The 17422-nt window shown below is 68.7% G+C and carries 13 protein-coding genes; 4 read left to right on the top strand and 9 right to left on the bottom strand.

The genetic code is table 11. The features are described 5' to 3' along the window. The 4 genes from ACFDTC_RS00350 to ACFDTC_RS00335 all read right to left on the bottom strand — a co-directional run. Nucleotides 1-1672, bottom strand: a 1672-nt coding sequence (locus ACFDTC_RS00350) for a TRAP transporter large permease subunit (RefSeq protein WP_375256865.1), incomplete at its 3' end; no start/stop codon positions are given. Between the two features lie 13 nt (nucleotides 1673-1685). Then, entirely contained in the window at nucleotides 1686-2627 is a 942-nt protein-coding gene (locus ACFDTC_RS00345; protein WP_375256864.1) for a TRAP transporter small permease subunit, read from the bottom strand. A 162-nt stretch (nucleotides 2628-2789) separates the two neighbouring features. Then, entirely contained in the window at nucleotides 2790-3875 is a 1086-nt protein-coding gene (locus tag ACFDTC_RS00340) for a TRAP transporter substrate-binding protein (RefSeq protein WP_375256863.1), read from the bottom strand. 197 nt (nucleotides 3876-4072) lie between these two features. Continuing rightward, nucleotides 4073-5305, bottom strand: coding sequence for a cation:proton antiporter (locus ACFDTC_RS00335; RefSeq protein ID WP_375256862.1), 1233 nt, complete (start codon nucleotides 5303-5305; stop codon nucleotides 4073-4075). Between the two features lie 419 nt (nucleotides 5306-5724). Here ACFDTC_RS00335 and ACFDTC_RS00330 point away from each other — a divergent pair, with 419 nt between their 5' ends. Then, nucleotides 5725-7479 carry an acetolactate synthase 3 large subunit gene (locus ACFDTC_RS00330; protein WP_375256861.1) on the top strand — a complete coding sequence of 585 codons (1755 nt, stop codon included), beginning with the start codon at nucleotides 5725-5727 and terminating at the stop codon, nucleotides 7477-7479. 96 nt (nucleotides 7480-7575) lie between these two features. Next, nucleotides 7576-8136: an acetolactate synthase small subunit gene (gene ilvN / locus ACFDTC_RS00325; RefSeq protein ID WP_375256860.1), complete on the top strand. Its 561-nt coding sequence runs from the start codon at nucleotides 7576-7578 to the stop codon at nucleotides 8134-8136. An 89-nt stretch (nucleotides 8137-8225) separates the two neighbouring features. Here ilvN and ACFDTC_RS00320 read toward each other — a convergent pair whose 3' ends face one another. Next, entirely contained in the window at nucleotides 8226-8651 is a 426-nt protein-coding gene (locus ACFDTC_RS00320; protein WP_375256859.1) for a hypothetical protein, read from the bottom strand. Nucleotides 8652-8806: 155 nt separating this feature from the next. Here ACFDTC_RS00320 and ACFDTC_RS00315 point away from each other — a divergent pair, with 155 nt between their 5' ends. Next, complete coding sequence (locus ACFDTC_RS00315; protein WP_375256858.1) at nucleotides 8807-9568, top strand: helix-turn-helix domain-containing protein; 762 nt, start codon at nucleotides 8807-8809, stop codon at nucleotides 9566-9568. A 43-nt stretch (nucleotides 9569-9611) separates the two neighbouring features. On the opposite strand, the gene prfB is transcribed toward ACFDTC_RS00315, so the two are convergent. The 4 genes from prfB to ACFDTC_RS00295 all read right to left on the bottom strand — a co-directional run bounded on the left by prfB (nucleotide 9612) and on the right by ACFDTC_RS00295 (nucleotide 16009). Next, on the bottom strand, nucleotides 9612-10736 hold the full coding sequence (prfB, locus tag ACFDTC_RS00310) for a peptide chain release factor 2 (protein WP_375256857.1): 1125 nt from the start codon (nucleotides 10734-10736) through the stop codon (nucleotides 9612-9614). A gap of 197 nt (nucleotides 10737-10933) precedes the next feature. After that, a complete protein-coding gene (locus ACFDTC_RS00305) occupies nucleotides 10934-13468 on the bottom strand; it encodes a penicillin-binding protein 1A (RefSeq protein ID WP_375256856.1) in 2535 nt (844 codons plus the stop codon). A gap of 101 nt (nucleotides 13469-13569) precedes the next feature. After that, nucleotides 13570-14778 carry an N-acetylmuramoyl-L-alanine amidase gene (locus ACFDTC_RS00300; RefSeq protein WP_375256855.1) on the bottom strand — a complete coding sequence of 403 codons (1209 nt, stop codon included), beginning with the start codon at nucleotides 14776-14778 and terminating at the stop codon, nucleotides 13570-13572. A gap of 79 nt (nucleotides 14779-14857) precedes the next feature. Beyond that, on the bottom strand, nucleotides 14858-16009 hold the full coding sequence (locus tag ACFDTC_RS00295; protein WP_375256854.1) for an aminotransferase class I/II-fold pyridoxal phosphate-dependent enzyme: 1152 nt from the start codon (nucleotides 16007-16009) through the stop codon (nucleotides 14858-14860). 74 nt (nucleotides 16010-16083) lie between these two features. Here ACFDTC_RS00295 and ACFDTC_RS00290 point away from each other — a divergent pair, with 74 nt between their 5' ends. After that, nucleotides 16084-17385 (top strand): M48 family metalloprotease, encoded by a 1302-nt coding sequence (locus ACFDTC_RS00290; protein ID WP_375256853.1) that lies wholly within the window; start codon nucleotides 16084-16086, stop codon nucleotides 17383-17385. The last annotated feature ends 37 nt before the right edge of the window (nucleotides 17386-17422 follow it).

Genomic DNA, 17422 nt, shown 5'->3' with positions numbered 1-17422 from the left:
TGGGGCTGCGATCCTCGTCCTTCAGCTTGCGGTAGGCGGCCAGCATGATCGCGCCCGCCGCCCCCAGCGCCGCGGCCGGTGTCGGGTTGGTGATGCCGCCCAGGATCGAGCCCAGCACCGCGACGATCAGCACCAGCGGCGGGAAGACCACGCGCAGCAGCTCGTTCTTCGCGAGGCGCCGGAACGCGTGGTAGCAACCGTAGACCGCCAGCGCCCAGGGAAGCGCCAGCAGCAGAACCGTCGCACCCGACGACATTGTCGGCCCGATCAGCAGGATGTCGACCAGCAGGCCCAACGCCAGACCGCCCGCGCCGATCAGCAGCGGCCGCGGGTCCGAGGACGGCGACACGCCGCGCGCGAAGGCGAGGATCAGGCCCAGCATCACGGTCAGGATGGCGACACCGGTGCCGATCGGCGCGGCATCGGCGATCAGCTGCTGCCGCGCGGCCTCGATCTCTTCGGGGGTGCGGCGGACCGATTGCGTGCTTTCGCCCGAGGCGGCCAGCGCCTCGGTCTCGGCCACCGCCTGGTCCCAGGCTTCCTGGCCGTGCAGCTCGATCATCGAAGCCTGGCATTGCGGCGACACGTTGGTGCGCAGGCTCGCGGCCTCGGCGCCCTCGGTGTAGCTGCTGGCCAGCGTCGATTGGCTGCCCACGATACCGACCTGCGCCAGCAGCATCGTGCCGGCGATCAGCGCCACGGGCACGCCCAGGTACCAGGTGAAGGCCTCGCCGCGGGTCACGGGTTCACCCTTGGCGTGGCCCATGGCCACGGCGGGTGCGCGCGACGGGTTCAGCAGGGCGAAGGCGAAGGCGTACATGCCGTAGAGCACTGCCAGCAGGATGCCCGGCAGCAGCGCCGCCTGGAACAGCGTGCCGACGGACACGACCGCAGGCTGGCCCAGGTAGGTCAGCGCATCGGTGCAGCCCGCGGCGACGGCGCGCGCGTCCTGCGCGGTCGAGTAGAGCTCGCCCGCGAGGGTGCCCAGAAGCACGATCACGATCGACGGCGGGATGATCTGTCCCAGCGTGCCCGACGCCGCGATCACGCCCGTCGCCAGTTCCGGCGAATAGCCGTTGCGCAGCATCGTCGGCAGCGCCAGCAGGCCCATCGTGACCACCGTCGCGCCGACGATGCCTGTCGAGGCGGCCAGGAACGCGCCCACCACCACGATCGAAACCGCCAGGCCGCCGGGCAGCGGGCCGAAGACCCGCGCCATCGTGGTCAGCAGGTCGTTGGCGATGTTCGACCGCTCCAGCACGATGCCCATCAGCACGAACATCAGCACCGCCAGCAGCGTCTCGATGCTCTGGCCCGCGATGACGCGTTCGTTGATGCGGTTGACGATGAAGCTCACGTTGCGGTCGAGCGCCGTCTCCCAGCCCTGCGGAAAGACCGGCTCTCCGAGGCGCGGCAGTTCCGGGTATCGGAAGATCGAGATGGAATCCGGCGCGACGCCCGAGGCGACGAGTTGGTTGTACGCCTGCGACCCGGTGTCGATGGCCTGGTGGATCAGCAGCCCCGCGCTGTCGAGCGCGGCGATGATGCCGAACGAGATGACGCCGGCGCCGCCGATGGCGAAGGCCACCGGAAAGCCCGACAGGATCGCCGAAAAGAGCGTGAGAAAGACGATGATCAGCCCGATCTCGACGCCGTCCAGTCCGAAAAGCATTTTCAGCGTTCCCTCAGAGTTCTTTGTTTTCGTAGGCTTCTTCGCCGGGCTCGACCATGTCGAGGTCCAGGTACTTGCCTTCCGAGGCAGGGCCTTCCTTCCATTCCAGGAACGACCGGAAGAAGAAGGCGAAAGCGTGGATGAAGATCATCCCCACCATGACGACGATCAGGATCTTGAACAGGAAGTACGCGGTGAACCCGTTCGGAGAGAAGCCGATCGTCTCGACGTTCCAGCGCAGCGCGCGCGCCTTGTTCAGCAGCCGGTCGAGATCCTCGGACGCGGACGGGTTGGGCACGATCAGGTGGCGCCACATGAAGAACCACGAGTACAGCCAGATCACCACCGCCATCGGCAGCATGAAGAACAGCGAGCCGAACATGTCGATGACGCGTTTGGTGCGGAAGCTGGCGGGCGAATACAGAAGATCGACCCGGACGTGGCCGCGCTGCACGAAGGTGTAGGTCAGGCACAGCGCCACCACCATGGCGTTGTAGAGCTTCAGCTCTTCGGACCACCAGCTGAGGTCGAAGGTGATCGGCAGTCCGAAACCGATCGACAGGTCCGGCCGGGCGAAGATGCGCTGCACGAAGATGATGATCACCTGCTGCAGCACCATGATCAGGCCCGCCCAGGCGAAGAAGCGCCCGATCGTGTTGGCGAAGCCTTCCAGAACGCGCACGGCGCCCCACAGGAACGTGTTGCGCCACAGTCCGACGAGGAAGATCACCAGGAAGAAGGTGAACGCCACGAAGAACAGCTCGGACGACGCGCCGTAATAGACGAAGCGCATGATCGCCTCGGCGTTGCTCCAGTCCAGCCACAGCGTCGGATGCGTCAACGCGTATCCCAGGTTCCAGAACGCCATCGCGATGTTCTGGACGACCCACCAGACTCCGGAAAGCGCGCCCGACAGGATGTCGATCACGCCCGCGGACGACTCCGCTTGTTCCATGGTCCCGCCTCGTCCTTTTCAGATTTCCCCGGTTCCGGCCGCCGCGTCGCCGTGGCCCCCGCCACGCGCCGCGATCGTGTCATGCCCGTGTGTCCGCGACCGGTCGGACAAAGGCAAAGAAGGCCCCGGTGACCGGGGCCTTCCGCTTGGCTGTGCCGGGCGTCAGAGACCCAGGACGCGGTTACGCTGGGCCGAGAACGCGCCTTCCGACCGCTCGATCCACTGCGCAGACGAGCGCAGCGACTCCATGTAGCTGTCGTGGATGCGGCGGTAGAGCTCGTCGCCCATCGGCTCGGCGATGACTTCCTGCGCGGCGGCGCCGAAGGCGTCCCAGACGGGGTCGGGGAATTCCTGCAACTGCACGCCGCCCTGCTGCAGACGCTGCAGCGCGGACGAGTTGTTCGACATGAACAGCGACATCGTCCACAGGTTGGCGGCGCGCGCCACCTGCTCGGCGATCTTCTGGTGCTGCGGCGACAGGCTGTCCCAGACTTCCTGCGAGAACACGATGTTCAGGTTCGGCCCCGGCTCGTGGAAACCGGCGGTGTAGTAGATGTTGGTGATCTCCTGGAAACCGGCGGTCTCGTCGGCCCAGGGACCGATCCACTCGGTGCCCTCGATGGCACCCGAGGACAGCGCCTGGTATACTTCCGAGCCGGGCAGGTTCTGCACCGACGCGCCGAGCTTGCCCAGCACCTGGCCGCCCTGGCCCGGCATCCGGAAGCGCAGGCCCTGGAAGTCCTCGGGGGCGTTGATCTCGCGCGCGAACCAGCCGCCGGACTGCGGACCGGTGTTGCCCGCGGGCAGCGCCTTCAGGCCGAAGATCGAGTACAGGTCGTCGGACAGCTCCTGGCCGCCCTCGTGGTAGATCCAGTTGGCGTATTCCTGGAAGTTCATGCCGAACGGCACCTGGCTGAAGAAGCTCAGCGCCGGGTGCTGACCGAGGAAGTAATAGTCGACGCCGTGATAGAGGTCGGCCTGTCCGGCCGAGACCGCGTCGAACACCTCGAACGCGCCGACGAGCTCGCCGCCGGCGCGCAGGTCGACAGTCAGCTGCCCGTCCGTCGCCGCGGTCAGCTGGTCGGCGAAGTACTGCGCGCTGTCATGCACGCCCGCAAGGCCGCGTCCCCAGGTCGTGACCAGCGTCAGCGTGCGGTTGCCCTGCGCGATGGCCGGTGCGGCCAGCGTCGAGGCCGCCGCGGCGCCTGCGCCGACGGTCGATGCCCTGAGAAAAGAACGACGATCCATAGTATCCCTCCCATTGGATAGTCCTGCGCGCGGGATTCTCCGTCCCGGCGCGATTGAGTGGGCGGATGCTAGGCAAACCGCCGGTGCAAGGAAATACCCAATGACGGGCCCGCGACGACATTTTTTTCGCGTCCCGCCCCTGCCGCAACGTCAGGTTGCGGGGGCGCCGCGCGGCCCCGGCGGCGCGGCCCGGCGCCTCAGCCGCGGCTTGGTGCGGCGCGGTCGTAGAGCGCCATCCCGGCCGTCGCCGTGACCCCGTGCAGCAGCACCGAGACCGCCACCGCGAGCGAGGTCGCGTGCCAGTAGACCGGGTTGCCGGTCTGCTCCATCGCGTGCAGCGCGTAGTAGAGCGCGGCCACCCCCACGGGCGCGAACCACGCCAGGAACACCGTGTCGCGCATCCGCAGCCCGGCGCCAAGGAACGGCCCCAGCGCGGCGATCGTCACCGGCCGGCGCAACAGCAGCAGTCCCACCGCGAAGGCCACGCCGGCCCAGCCCAGCTGCATCCACGCGCCCCAGGGCAGCATGATCCCCAGCAGCACGAAGACCGGCAGGTTGAACAGCTTCGAGATCGCCTCCTGCACGTTCTCCTCGGCAAAGTCGTCCGAGCGGTCGAGCGCGATGTTGAACGCCAGTGCCGCCGCGAACGACGCCAGGATGCCGTCGCTGCCCACCAGCGACGCCGCCGCCAGCGCCAGCAGCGACAGCGCGACCGAAATCGACAGGAAGGAATGGTACTCGACCACGCCCGCCGCACGGGCCCAGCGCAGCGCCCAGCCGCAGACCAGCCCGATCGCGGCCCCCAGCACGACCGCCAGCACCACGCCCACCAGCAGCGTGCTAACCAGCCAGTGCGACAGCACGTATTCGTCCGGCGCCAGCGTCAGCGCGAGCAGCGGCAGCAGCACGATCAGGTAGCCCAGCCCGTCGTTCGCCCCGCTCTCCAGCGACAGGGTCGAGCGCAGGCGCGAGGGCAGCTTCTCCTCGGCGGCCTTGCCGGTGACGATGGCGCTGGCCACCACCGGGTCGGTGGGCGTGACCGCCGCGCCCAGAAGCAGCGCCACCAGCGGCGCCAGCCCCAGCAGCCACCACGACACCAGCGCCGACACCGCCCACATGCCCAGCATCCCGAAGACCAGCAGCAGGCCCACCGGCCGCAGCAGCGCCCGCACGTCGCCAAGTGGCGTGCGCAGCGCGATGCCGGTGACGCTGATCGCCACGGTGAAGCGCGCCGCCTGCTTGAGGATCTGGTGCGCATCGCTCCACGCCTCGGGGTTCACCCAACCGAGGCCCGTCGGCCCGGCGGCGACCCCGATGACCAGCGCCAGCAGCGGCACGGACAGGGGCGACCGCTTGATCCCGCCCGAGAGCAGGCCCAGCGCGATGACGGTGGCGGCCGACAGGGCCAGAACGGCGTGAAGCTGGTGCATGGCGCGTCCCTCGCGCTTGGGGCGGGACCATGCGGGGGGCCCGCCCGTGTCTTCCTGAATGTCGTCTTTGCCTTGGCAACAAACCGCCCAAGCGTCGTGTTCCCGCGCAGAACGCTCGAATCGGGCCCGCTTTGCGCAACTTTCGGAAAGAAATTTGCCCGCCAAGGTACGATTACGTTCCGAATCGCGGTTGACGGGCCTTCGCGGGCTGCATAGTTTGCGCGCACGCGGCAAGGAACAGCGGTATGAACAGCCTAGTGGTAATCGTAGGAACAAGGCGCATGGCCCGGTAACGGCGACCAGACCGGTACCCCATGCGCCCCCGGACAAAACCGGGGGCTTTTTTATGCCTCACCGACCGCGCGAACAGACGACCAGACGACCATGACAGATACGACGTCGTAGAAGGAACACACGCGATGACACGTCAGATGACCGGAGCGAAGATGGTGGTTCAGGCCCTGAAGGAACAGGGCGTGGACGTCGTATTCGGCTATCCCGGCGGCGCGGTGCTACCCATCTACGACGAGATCTTCCAGCAGAACGACATCCGCCACATCCTGGTGCGCCACGAACAGGGCGCGGTCCACGCGGCCGAGGGCTACGCCCGCTCGACCGGCAAGCCGGGCGTCGTGCTGGTGACGAGCGGACCGGGCGCGACCAACGCCGTCACCGGCCTGACCGACGCGCTGATGGATTCGATCCCGCTTGTCGTGCTGACCGGCCAGGTGCCGACTTTCATGATCGGCTCGGACGCGTTCCAGGAGGCCGACACCGTCGGCATCACCCGCCCCTGCACCAAGCACAACTGGCTGGTGAAGGAGACCGAGCGCCTGTCCGCCACCATCCACGAAGCGTTCCACGTCGCCACCCAGGGCCGGCCCGGCCCGGTTCTGGTGGACATTCCCAAGGACGTGCAGTTCGCCTCGGCCGCCTACCAGCCGAAGCCCAAGGCCGGCTCGCGCCACTACCAGCCGCAGGTCAAGGGCGACATGGAGATGATCGAGGCGCTGGTCGAGGCGATCGAGAATGCCGAGAAGCCGGTTCTCTACACCGGCGGCGGCGTCATCAACTCGGGCCCGGGCGCCAGCCAGCTGCTGCGCGAACTGGCCGAGGCGACGGGCATTCCCGTCACCTCGACGCTGATGGGCCTAGGCGCCTATCCCGCCTCGGGCAAGAACTGGCTGGGAATGCTGGGCATGCACGGCCTCTACGAGGCGAACCTGGCGATGCACGGCTGCGACCTACTGATCAACGTGGGTGCGCGCTTCGACGACCGGATCACCGGCCGCATCGACGCGTTCTCGCCCCATTCGCGCAAGGCGCATATCGACATCGACCCGTCGTCGATCAACAAGGTGGTCAAGACCGACTTCCCGATCATCGGCGACGTGGGCCACGTGCTCGAGGACGTGCTGAAGGTCTGGAAGGCGCGCGGCCGCAAGGTCAACCGCGATGCGCTGGCCAAGTGGTGGAAGCAGATCGAGAAGTGGCGCGCCGTCGACTGCCTGAAGTTCAAGCAGGAAGGCCCGGTGATCCGCCCTCAGCACGCGATTGCGCGGCTCGAGGCGCTGACCAAGGGGCGCGACCGCTACATCTGCACCGAGGTCGGTCAGCACCAGATGTGGGCCGCGCAGTACCTCGGCTTCGAGGATCCCAACCGCTGGATGACCTCCGGCGGCCTCGGCACCATGGGCTACGGCTTCCCGGCCTCGATCGGCGTGCAGGTCGCGCACCCCGACGCGCTGGTGATCAACGTCGCGGGCGAGGCGTCGTGGCTGATGAACATGCAGGAGATGGGCACCGCAATCCAGTACCGCCTGCCGGTCAAACAGTTCATCCTCAACAACGAGCGCCTCGGCATGGTCCGCCAGTGGCAGGAGCTGTTGCACGGCGAGCGCTACTCGCAATCCTGGTCCGAGGCGCTGCCCGACTTCGTGAAGCTCGCCGAGGCGTTCGGCGCCAAGGGCATCAAGTGCGAGGATCCCGCCGATCTCGACGATGCGATCATGGAGATGCTGAACCACGACGGTCCGGTGATCTTCGACTGCCTCGTCGAGAAGCACGAGAACTGCTTTCCGATGATCCCGTCGGGCGAGCCGCACAACAAGATGCTGCTGGGCGAGGCCTCGACCAAGGACGCGATCGGTACCAAGGGCGCGGTGCTGGTCTGACCCGCGCGGGGGGCTTTAGGTCCCCCGCACTCTCGCCCCGAGCATTTTGCCAGAACCAAGGACCGGCGCCTTGTCGCGCCGCACAGGAGGACCGCGATGTCGGCGCTGAAGATCAAGAAGGGTTCGTCCAGGCATTCGGCCTACAACCTGCGGCCGAACTTTTCCGACGTGCAGGAGACGCACACACTCGCCGTGCTGGTCGAGAACGAGCCCGGGGTGCTGGCGCGGGTCATCGGCCTGTTCTCGGGGCGCGGCTACAACATCGACAGCCTGACCGTGGCAGAGGTCGACCACCAGGGGCATCTGAGCCGCATCACCATCGTCACCACCGGCACGCCGCAGGTGATCGAGCAGATCAAGGCGCAGCTGGGCCGGATTGTACCCGTCCACGAGGTGCACGACCTGACGGTCGAGGGCGGTTCGGTCGAACGCGAGCTGGCGCTGCTGAAGGTGGCCGGGACCGGCGACAAGCGGGTGGAAGCGCTGCGCCTGGCCGACATCTTCCGCGCTCAGGTGGTCGACAGCACGCTGGAAAGCTTCGTGTTCCAGCTGACCGGTACGCCCGACAAGATCGACGCCTTCGCCGATCTCATGCGGCCGCTGGGCCTGATCGAGATCGCGCGCACCGGCGTCGCGGCCCTGGCCCGCGGCACCTGAAAACGGACCCCTGAAACGGAAAGCGGCGCGCCGTCACCACGGCGCGCCATTCCTGTCCCTGATCCTCGCGCTTGTGCGCGGGCACTGCCTCAGTGGTTGCGCCGCGGGAAGCTGATCACGTTCGACGCCGGCTGGCGCATGTCGCCGCGCAGCTTGCCCGGCAGCGCCGGGGCGTGCTGCGGATCGACGCGGCGCAGGTTGCGCGCGCGGCGGCATTCGCTTTCCTCGCGCAGGTCGAACTGGATCAGGTCGCCCGCGTCCAGCGGCTCGCCGCTGTCGAACGAGACTTCGGGTTCGGAATAATACGCAAGATTGCCGTGGTCCTCACACCAGATGACAGCCTTGCTTTCGCTGGCATCTGCCCAAAGAACGACCCCGTACATCCGATCTTCCATGATGCGATCCGTCCAAGTTGCCAATGCGTTTCCGCTATTGTCACGATGCCGGAATCCTGTGTCAGACAACATGACTATACGGGCGTCGACGGCTTGCACTTTGTACCAGAAACGGGGCATGGTGGCGCTAATGCGCACCAAGGGTGACGCGCTTTAGCGTCACCCTTGGCACGAGATCACCTCACGTTAAATTCAGCATGAAACCGCTGCGAGAACTCCCGTTGCCTAAACAACCACAGGACGAAGCAGAGCCAAACCCGGCGGCGCTTCGTGACATGCTGGGCGCGAATCTGCGCAAGCTGACCGAACGGTCCGAATCGATTTCGGCGCTCTGCCGCGAGATCGGGATCAACCGCACGCAGTTCAACCGCTACCTCGCCGGCGAGAGCTTTCCGCGCCCCGACCTGCTGCACCGGATTTGCCGCCATTTCGACGTCGACGCGCGTATCCTGCTCGAACCGCTCGAGAACCTGTCCTCTCCGGCCAAGGGCCCGCTGGTGCATCCGGCGGTCGCCGACTTCCTCGGCCGCAGCGCGCAGCCGGTGCCCGAGAAAGACTTTCCCAGCGGCTTCTACCGCTTCGTGCGGCGCAGCTTCCTCGACTCGAACCGCTTCGTGCAGGGGCTGATCTACGTCTTCCGCGCCGACGGGTTGTGCTTCCTGCGCGGTTTCGAGGCGCGCGAGGCGATGCGCAGCCAGGGTCTGCCTACGGATCCCGCCACGCGCGAGTTCCGCGGCGCCGTGCTGCCGCAGGAGGACGGGATCGCCGCGCTTGTCAGCCGCCGCGGCGCCACCACGGCCACGTTCAACTTCCTGTCGCGCGTGCCGACGTTCGAAAACAATTACTGGGTCGGCTATACCAGCCGTCCGCTGCGCGAGAACGTCGCCGGTCGCCGGTTCGAGCGGCAGGTCTACGAGCACCTCGGCAACAAGACGTCGAAGATCCTGGGCGCCGCGCGCGGTGCGGGGCTGGTCTCGGCCGACAGCCTGATGCCCTATCACCGCGCGCTGCTGGAGCCGGAAAAGCCGATCACGTAATGATCTTGGGCCGCAAGCCGCGCATATCGATACGCCTTGGCGGTCAGTCCTGCGCGCCGGCCTCGGCGCGGCTCTTGCCCGACACCTGCATCGCCAGCGTCGCCGCCATGAACGGGTCGAGATCGCCGTCCAGCACCCCCGACGTGTCCGCGGTCTCGTGCTGGGTACGCAGGTCCTTCACCATCTGGTAGGGCTGCAGCACGTAGGACCTGATCTGGTTGCCCCATCCGGCATCGCCTTTGGCCTCGTGCAGGGCGTTGACCTCGGCGTTGCGGCGGTCGAGTTCCAGCTGGTACAGCCGCGATTTCAGCGCCTTCATCGCGATGTCGCGGTTCTGGTGCTGCGACTTCTCGGACGACGTGACCACGATCCCGGTGGGCGCGTGCGTGATCCGCACGGCCGAGTCGGTCGTGTTCACGTGCTGTCCGCCCGCCCCGGACGAGCGGTAGGTGTCGATGCGGATATCGGCGGGGTTGATCTCGATCTCGATGTTGTCGTCGATCACCGGATAGGCGCCGACGGCGGCGAAGGATGTCTCGCGCGTGCCCTTGCCGAAGGGCGATATCCGCACCAGCCGATGCGTGCCGCTCTCGGATTTCAGCCAGCCATAGGCGTTGTGGCCCTTGATCTGGTAGGTCGCCGACTTGATGCCGGCCTCGGTGCCCGGCGTCTCTTCCTGCAGCTCGACCTCGAAGCCGCGCTTCTCGGCCCAGCGGACATACATGCGCGCCAGCATCTGCGCCCAGTCGCAGGCTTCGGTGCCGCCGGCGCCGGACTTGATCTCGAGGAAGGCGTCGTTGCCGTCGGTCTCGCCGTCCAGCAGCGCCTCGAGCTCCTTCTTCGCGGCGCGGTCGACGAGGCCGCGCAGTGCGGTCTCGGCTTCGGCCACGACTTCGGCGTCGTCCTCCATCTCGCCCAGCTCGATCAGCTCGACCTGGTCCTCAAGCTCCTGCTTGAGGCTGGTGTAGCTTTCCATCGCGTCGACGAGGCCCTGCCGGTCGCGCATCAGCTTCTGCGCGGCGGCGGGGTCGTTCCACAGGTCGGGATCCTCGACGCGGGCGTTGAATTCCTCCAGCCGGTGCTGGGCGGTCTCCCAGCCAAGCCGCTGGGCCAGCAGGTCGAGCGACTTGCGGATCTTCTCGACGTTGTTCTGGGCTTCGGCGCGCATGGGTCGGGTCCGGTCGAATGGTGGAAATGTCGGTGGCTGATAGCAGGCGGGCGCGGCGCGAGCAAGCCGCCGTCCCGCGGGTGTCCCACGATGGGACACCATCCCGCCCTAGGGATTTCAATGGCTTGCAGAGACGGATTTACCTTTCGTGAACCTTTCGCCCGCGCGGAGCACCGCTCTGGGCCCCCCGCCGCCGGTCAGTAGAGCCCGCCCGAGCTGAGCGTGCCGAAGCCGGCCTTGGGTCCGACGACGCCCTGCTCGCCGGTCGAGGTGGTCACGTTGCGCGCCTCGCTCTCTTCCTCGCCGGGGTTGATCCGGTCGAAATCGCCCGAAATCGCGAAGCCGCCGTCGAACTGGATGCCGAAGATCGGCACCTCGCCCTCGCGGAAGCATTCGGCCACCACGTTGGCGCCGCTGGCGTCGTCGGGCAGGCGCGAGCCGCTGAAGCGGTCGATCTTGATGAACTGGCATTCGTCCGGGACGTCGAAGGGACCGCCGCCGTACTTGGCCACCGCCTCTTCCATGAACTCGTCGAAGACCGGGCCGCACATCGCCCCGCCCGAGGCCGAGGCGCCCAGCGGACGCGGCTGGTCGTAGCCGATGTAGCAGCCCGCCACGATGTTCGACGTGAAGCCGACGAACCACACGTCCTTGGCGTCGTTGGTGGTGCCGGTCTTGCCCGCGGTCGGCACCGGCAGGCTGACGGTCGAGGCCGCGGTGCCGCGCTCGACCACGCCCTCCATCATCGAGGTCAGCTGGTACGCGGTGACCGCGTTCATCACCCGCTCGCGCTGGTTGATGATGCGCGGCGCGCGCCCCTCGGGCAGGGCCGCGTCGTCGCAATCGACGCAGACCCGCGCGTTGCCGGCCGCCGTCTCGTGGCTGTAGATCGTCTTGCCGTAGCGGTCCTGCACGCGGTCGATCAGCGTCGGCTCGACGCGCTCGCCGCCGTTGGCGAACATCGCGTAGGCCGCGACCATGCGATACAGCGTCGTCTCGTCCGCGCCGAGCGAGTTGGCGATGTTGCGGCCCATGTCGTCGTAGACGCCGAAACGCTCGGCGTAGGTGGCGACCGTGTCCATGCCCACCTCTTGCGCGAGGCGGATGGTCATCAGGTTGCGCGACCGCTCGATCCCGGTGCGCAGCGGCGTGGGCCCGTAGAAGCGGTTGGACGCGTTGCGCGGGCGCCAGACGCCCTGCGCGGTGTCCACCTCGATCGGCGCGTCGACGACGATGGTCGCGGGCGTGTAGCCCGAATCCAGCGCCGAGGCGTAGACGAAGGGCTTGAAGCTGGACCCCGGCTGGCGCTGCGCCTGGGTGGCGCGGTTGAACACCGAGTCCTGGTAGGAAAAGCCGCCCTGCATGGCGATCACGCGGCCGGTATTGGCGTCCATCGCCATGAAGCCGCCCTGCACTTCCGGGATCTGGCGCAGGCTCCAATGCGCGATGCTGCCGTCCTCGGTCGTCTCCTCGCGGACATAGACCACGTCGCCCGCTTCGAAATTGGCCGCGAGATCGCCCGAGAACCACGACGTGTCCGAGCGCGGCACCACCGGCGCGCGCGGATCGTCGGCGGGCACGTCCTCGATCCCCAGCACCAGTTCGTCGGCGCGCACCTCGCGCACCACGGCCGGGTGCCAGCGGCCGTCGAGCATGATGTCGCGCGCCAGGCTCAGCTCGGCCAGTGCCGCGCGCCAGGCATCGCCCTCCAGCGTCTCGGCCGGAAGGGTCACGTCGGTGCCGCGCCAGCGGCCCAGGCTGCGGTCGTAGCGTTCCAGCGCGCGGCGCAGCGCCTCGGCGGCCTCTTCCTGCATCTCGGGGTCGAGCGTGGCGCGCACGTTGTAGCCGCCCGAGAAGAACTGCTCTTCGCCGAAGTCGCGGCTGAGCTGGCGGCGGATCTCGTCGGTGAAGTAGTCGCGCGGGGGCATGGCGCGCTGGTAGGGTTCGAAATCCTCGTTCTGGACCGAGCGCAGCGGCTGCGCCTCTTCCACGAGGTAGGTGCCGCGGTCGATATAGCCGTTCTCGTACATCTCGCGCAGCACGAAGTTGCGCCGGTCCAGCAGCCGGTCGGCGTTGCGGACGGGGTGGTAGTTCGACGGCGCCTTGGGCATCGAGGCCAGCGTCGCGGCCTCGTGCGGCTCGAGTTGCGAGAGGCTCTTGTTGAAGTAGACCTGCGCGGCGGCGGTGACGCCGTAGGCGTTTTGGCCCAGGAAGATCTCGTTGAGGTAGAGCTCGAGGATCTTCTCCTTGCTCAGCGCGGATTCCACGCGGCTGGCCAGGATGATCTCCTTGATCTTGCGCTCGGCCCGGCGGTCGCCCGACAAGAGGAAGTTCTTCATCACCTGCTGGGTGATCGTGGACGCGCCGCGCACGTCCTGCCCGCGCGAGCGGACCGCATCGACGAAGGCCGCCGCGATGCCGCGCGGGTCATAGCCCTGGTGGGAGTAGAAGTTCTTGTCCTCGGCCGAGATGAAGGCCTGCTTGACCAGGTCGGGGATCTGGTCGGCCGGCGTGAACAGGCGGCGTTCCTGCGCGAATTCGTCGATCACGCGCCCCTCGGCCGAGTAGATCCGGCTGATCGTCGGCGGCGTGTACTGCGCCAGGCTTTCGTGGCTGGGCAGGTCCCGGCCATACATCCAGAAGACCGCGCCCACGGTGAGCGCGACCATCAGCAGCCCCAGCGTGATCACGCTGAAGATGCCGCCGAAGAAGGACAGGATGAATCGGGTCACGGGCGGCCTCGTCAAGGGAATGCGCCGTCAATATACGCCGATGCCGTCGCGGTCAAAACACGATGGCGCAAGGCTCGGCCGAAACCGGCCACCGCAGCGGCCTAGCGCCGGCGCAACCCCTCCAGCGCCGCGTCCTCGAGCGCCCAGGCGTCGATGCCGTCGCGGATGCCGGCGGCCATCGCGGCGCGCCAGATCGGGTCGCGCAGGTTCTTCAGGTCTTGCCCGGTCGACAGGAACCCCAGCTCGACCAGCACCGACGGGATGTCGGCCGCCTTCAGGACCGAGAACGCCGCGTGGCGCAGCGGGCGCTTGTGCACCTCGCCCACGGCGTTGCGGATGCCGTCGACGAGGTGCCCGGCCAGCGCACGCGAGCGTGGCGCGCTGTCGAGCCGGGCGATGTCCATCAGCACCTGCGCCACGCGGTCGTCGGTGCCGGTCAGATCCAGGCCCGACAGCAGGTCGTCACGCTCGTGCCGCTCGGCCAGCGCGGCCGAGGCCTCGTCGCTGGCGTCCTGCGACAGGGTGTAGACCGAGGCGCCGTGGGCGACGCCTTCCTCGATCGCGTCGGCGTGCAGCGAGACGAAGAGATCGGCGCCGGCATCCTGCGCGGCGGCGACCCGCGCCTCGAGCGAGACGAAGACGTCGTCGTCGCGCGTCATCACCACGGCGTAGCGCCCGGTGCGGCGCAGCACGTCGCGCAGTTCGCGGGCGAATTGCAGCATCAGGTCGGCCTCGTCGACGCCGTCGTTCTGCGCGCCCGGGTCGATGCCGCCGTGGCCGGGGTCGAGCATGATGACCAGCTGGCCGTCATCGGCGGGCGGGCGCGGTGCGACGGCACGCGGCCGGCCCCAGTCGGGATCGGCCGGCAGGCCGGCGGCGGCGGCGAAACGGTCGGGGTCGGTGGGCGACAGGGTCATGTCGAGCGTGGCGGCGCCGCTGTCGCGGTCGACGCGAAGGCCGGCGCGGGCCACCGCCATCGGTTCCGAGAGGCCCAGCACGATGCGCGTCCAGCCGGGCCGGTAGGCGCCCATGCGGATGTCCTGCACGCGGTCCGACCGGTCGAGTGCGGCGGTGGCGGCGTCGTCGAGCGCGATCTCGCGGAAGTCCAGCACCACGCGCCAGGGATCGTCGAGCGTGAAGACGCGCCAGGGGACGCCCTGGCTCAGCTGCAGGGAAACGTCGGTTTCGCGGCGGCCATCCTCGATCGTGCCGCCGGTCAGGCGGGCGAGGCCGGACGCGTCCTGCGCACCCGCCGCGCAGCCCAGGAATGCCAGAAATCCCGCGGCGATCGCCGCCCTGCACCAGCCCATCGTGTCGCCCTGCCCGTTTTGCCGCGACCCTATCACCGGGGTGCCGGCCTTGCCCAGCGGCGAGGCCGCCGCGGGACGGTCACGTTTCGCGGCGCGCCTGCATGAAGCGCGCGAGCCGCGCCAGCCCTTCCTCGATATCGGCGGTGGCCCGCGCATAGGAAAAACGGAGCGTGCCCGCGCCGCGGTCGGGATCGAAATCCAGACCCGGCGTCACCGCGACGCCGGCCTCGTCCAGGATCTGGCGGGCGAAGGCGCGGCTGTCGTCGGTCAGGTGGCTGACATCGGCGTAGACGTAGAAGGCACCGTCCGGCGGCGCGATCCGGTCGAAGCCGGCCTTCGGCAGGCCGTCGAGCATCAGCGCACGATTGCGGGCATAAACCGCACGATTGGACTCCAGCTCGTCGGTCGCGTCCATCGCCGCCAAGGCCGCGACCTGCGCCGCGTGGGGCGCGCAGATGAAGAGGTTCTGCGCCAGCCGCTCGACCTGGCGCAGGTTCGCCTCGGGCACGACCAGCCAGCCGACGCGCCAGCCGGTCATCGAGAAGTACTTGGAGAACGAGTTGATCACGCAGACGTCGTCGGACACCTCGAGCGCCGAGACCGCGCGTTGGTCGTATTCGAGACCGTGGTAGATCTCGTCCGACAGGAACGACGCGCCGCGCGCCTGGGCGTGACCGATCAGCGCCGCCAGCGCGTCGCGGTCCAGCATCGTGCCCGTGGGGTTGGCGGGGCTGGCCATCAGCAGGCCGTCGTAATCGACGCCCTCGAGATCGTCGGGCGTCAGCTGCAGGCGGTTTTCTTCCCGCGCGGCGACCTCGACCGGCTGCAGGTCGAGCGCGCGCAGGATCTGGCGGTAGGAGGGATAGCCGGGCCGGCCCAGCGCCACCGTCTGCCCCGCGTCGAACAGGGCCGAGAAGGCCAGGATGAAACCGCCCGAACTGCCCGGCGTGACGACGACGCGCGCCGGGTCGAGATCGACGCCGTACCAGTCGCCGTACAGCCGCGCGATGCGCTGGCGCAGCGCCGGCAGCCCCAGTGCCACGGTGTAGCCCAGCGGGTCGTCCGCCATCGCCCGGGTCAGCGCGTCGCGCGCGGCGGCGGGGGCGGCGGTGCCGGGCTGGCCGACCTCCATGTGGATCACCGAGCGGCCGGATTCCTCGGCCTGGCGCGCGGCCTCCATCACGTCCATCACGATGAAGGGATCGACAGCGCCGCGTCTTGAATTCTGCATGGGGTGCCTCTCTACTCGGGCCGAGGCTTACGGGGCGAATGGGGTAACCGTCAATGCGGCGCGCGGCTGGATGGATGATGGCGCTTGTGCTGGCGCTTGCGATCGCGGCGCCGGCGCGCGCAGGCGTGGCGCTGCTGCGCGACGCCGATATCGAATACGCGCTGCGCCAGCTGGCCGCGCCGATCCTGGGCGCCGCGGGGCTGAGCCCGTCGCAGACGCGCATCCTGCTGGTCGATGACGGCTCGCTCAACGCCTTCGTTGCCGACACGCGCCATATCTTCATCCATTCCGGGCTGGTGTCGCGGCTGGAAACGGCGGCGCAGCTTCAGGCGGTGATCGCGCACGAGGCCGCGCATATCGCCAACGGCCACATCTCGCAGCGGCTGGGCAACATGCGCAGCGCGCGCACCGCGGCCGGGCTTGGCCTGGTGCTGGGCGCCGCCGCAGCGGCCGCCTCGGGCGAGGGGCAGCTGGGGGCGGCGGTCGCGCTCGGCACGCAGAACAGCGCGATGCGCTCGTTCCTGTCGCACACGCGGGCCGAGGAATCCTCGGCCGATATCGAAAGCGTCCGGCTGCTGGCGCGCGCCGGGATCGACCCGCGCGCCGCCGTCGAGGTGCAGCAGCTGTTCAGTGGGCAGGAGGCGCTGTCGCTTGGCCGGCAGGACCCCTACGTGCGCAGTCACCCGCTGACCCGCGACCGCCTGCGCGCCCTCGAAGGGCTGGTCGCCGGCCAGCCGCAGGCCGCGCCCGACGCCACGGCGAACTACTGGTTCGCGCGCGCCAAGGGCAAGCTGACCGCCTTCCAGCGCGCGCCCAGCTGGACGCTGCGGCGCGCCGGCGACAGCCCCAGCGCCGACATCCGCCTGATGCGCGAGGCGGTGGCGCATCACCGCAACGCCGACACGCGCCGCGCGCTTGCGGCCATCGACGAGGCGCTGCGCCTGCGCGGCGACGACCCGCTGCTGCTGGAGCTGAAGGGCCAGATCCTGCTGGAATCGCGCAATTTCGACGCCGCCGTGCAGGTCTACCAGGCCGCCGCGCAGCGGGCGGGGTCCGAGCCGTTGATCTTGGGCGGGCTGGGCCGCGCGCTTCTGGCCGCCGGTCGCCCGGGCGAGGCGCTGCGCGCGCTCGAGGCCGCGCAGGGACGCGACGGCACCGATGCGCGGCTGCTGCGCGACCTCGCCATGGCCTACGCGCAGAGCGGCCAGGCGGGCATGGCCTCGGTCGTCACCGCGGAACGCTACGCGCTGCAGGGGCGGATGGAGGATGCCGGGCTGCATGCCGCGCGCGCCTCGGGCCTCGTGCCGCGCGGATCGGGGCCGTGGCAACGGGCGCAGGATGTGCTATCCGCCGCCGAACAGGCGCAGCGCCGCTAGATTTTCTTCAGACAGGAGCCTTCGATGCCTTACACCC

The organism is Citreimonas sp. (genome assembly GCF_042096055.1).
Taxonomy (GTDB): Bacteria; Pseudomonadota; Alphaproteobacteria; order Rhodobacterales; family Rhodobacteraceae; genus Citreimonas.
This window is presented reverse-complemented; position numbering and strand designations above follow the sequence as displayed.

What these genes read in the sequence shown, in the direction of transcription:
- ACFDTC_RS00340 (WP_375256863.1), bottom strand. Translation starts at nt 3,875, where the DNA reads ATGGATCGTCGTTCTTTTCTCAGGGCATCGACCGTCGGCGCAGGCGCC.
- prfB (WP_375256857.1), bottom strand. Translation starts at nt 10,736, where the DNA reads ATGCGCGCCGAAGCCCAGAACAACGTCGAGAAGATCCGCAAGTCGCTC.
- ACFDTC_RS00290 (WP_375256853.1), top strand. Translation starts at nt 16,084, where the DNA reads ATGATGGCGCTTGTGCTGGCGCTTGCGATCGCGGCGCCGGCGCGCGCA.
- ACFDTC_RS00295 (WP_375256854.1), bottom strand. Translation starts at nt 16,009, where the DNA reads ATGCAGAATTCAAGACGCGGCGCTGTCGATCCCTTCATCGTGATGGAC.
- ACFDTC_RS00335 (WP_375256862.1), bottom strand. Translation starts at nt 5,305, where the DNA reads ATGCACCAGCTTCACGCCGTTCTGGCCCTGTCGGCCGCCACCGTCATC.
- ACFDTC_RS00320 (WP_375256859.1), bottom strand. Translation starts at nt 8,651, where the DNA reads ATGCCCCGTTTCTGGTACAAAGTGCAAGCCGTCGACGCCCGTATAGTC.
- ACFDTC_RS00315 (WP_375256858.1), top strand. Translation starts at nt 8,807, where the DNA reads ATGCTGGGCGCGAATCTGCGCAAGCTGACCGAACGGTCCGAATCGATT.
- ACFDTC_RS00330 (WP_375256861.1), top strand. Translation starts at nt 5,725, where the DNA reads ATGACACGTCAGATGACCGGAGCGAAGATGGTGGTTCAGGCCCTGAAG.
- ilvN (WP_375256860.1), top strand. Translation starts at nt 7,576, where the DNA reads ATGTCGGCGCTGAAGATCAAGAAGGGTTCGTCCAGGCATTCGGCCTAC.
- ACFDTC_RS00345 (WP_375256864.1), bottom strand. Translation starts at nt 2,627, where the DNA reads ATGGAACAAGCGGAGTCGTCCGCGGGCGTGATCGACATCCTGTCGGGC.
- ACFDTC_RS00300 (WP_375256855.1), bottom strand. Translation starts at nt 14,778, where the DNA reads ATGGGCTGGTGCAGGGCGGCGATCGCCGCGGGATTTCTGGCATTCCTG.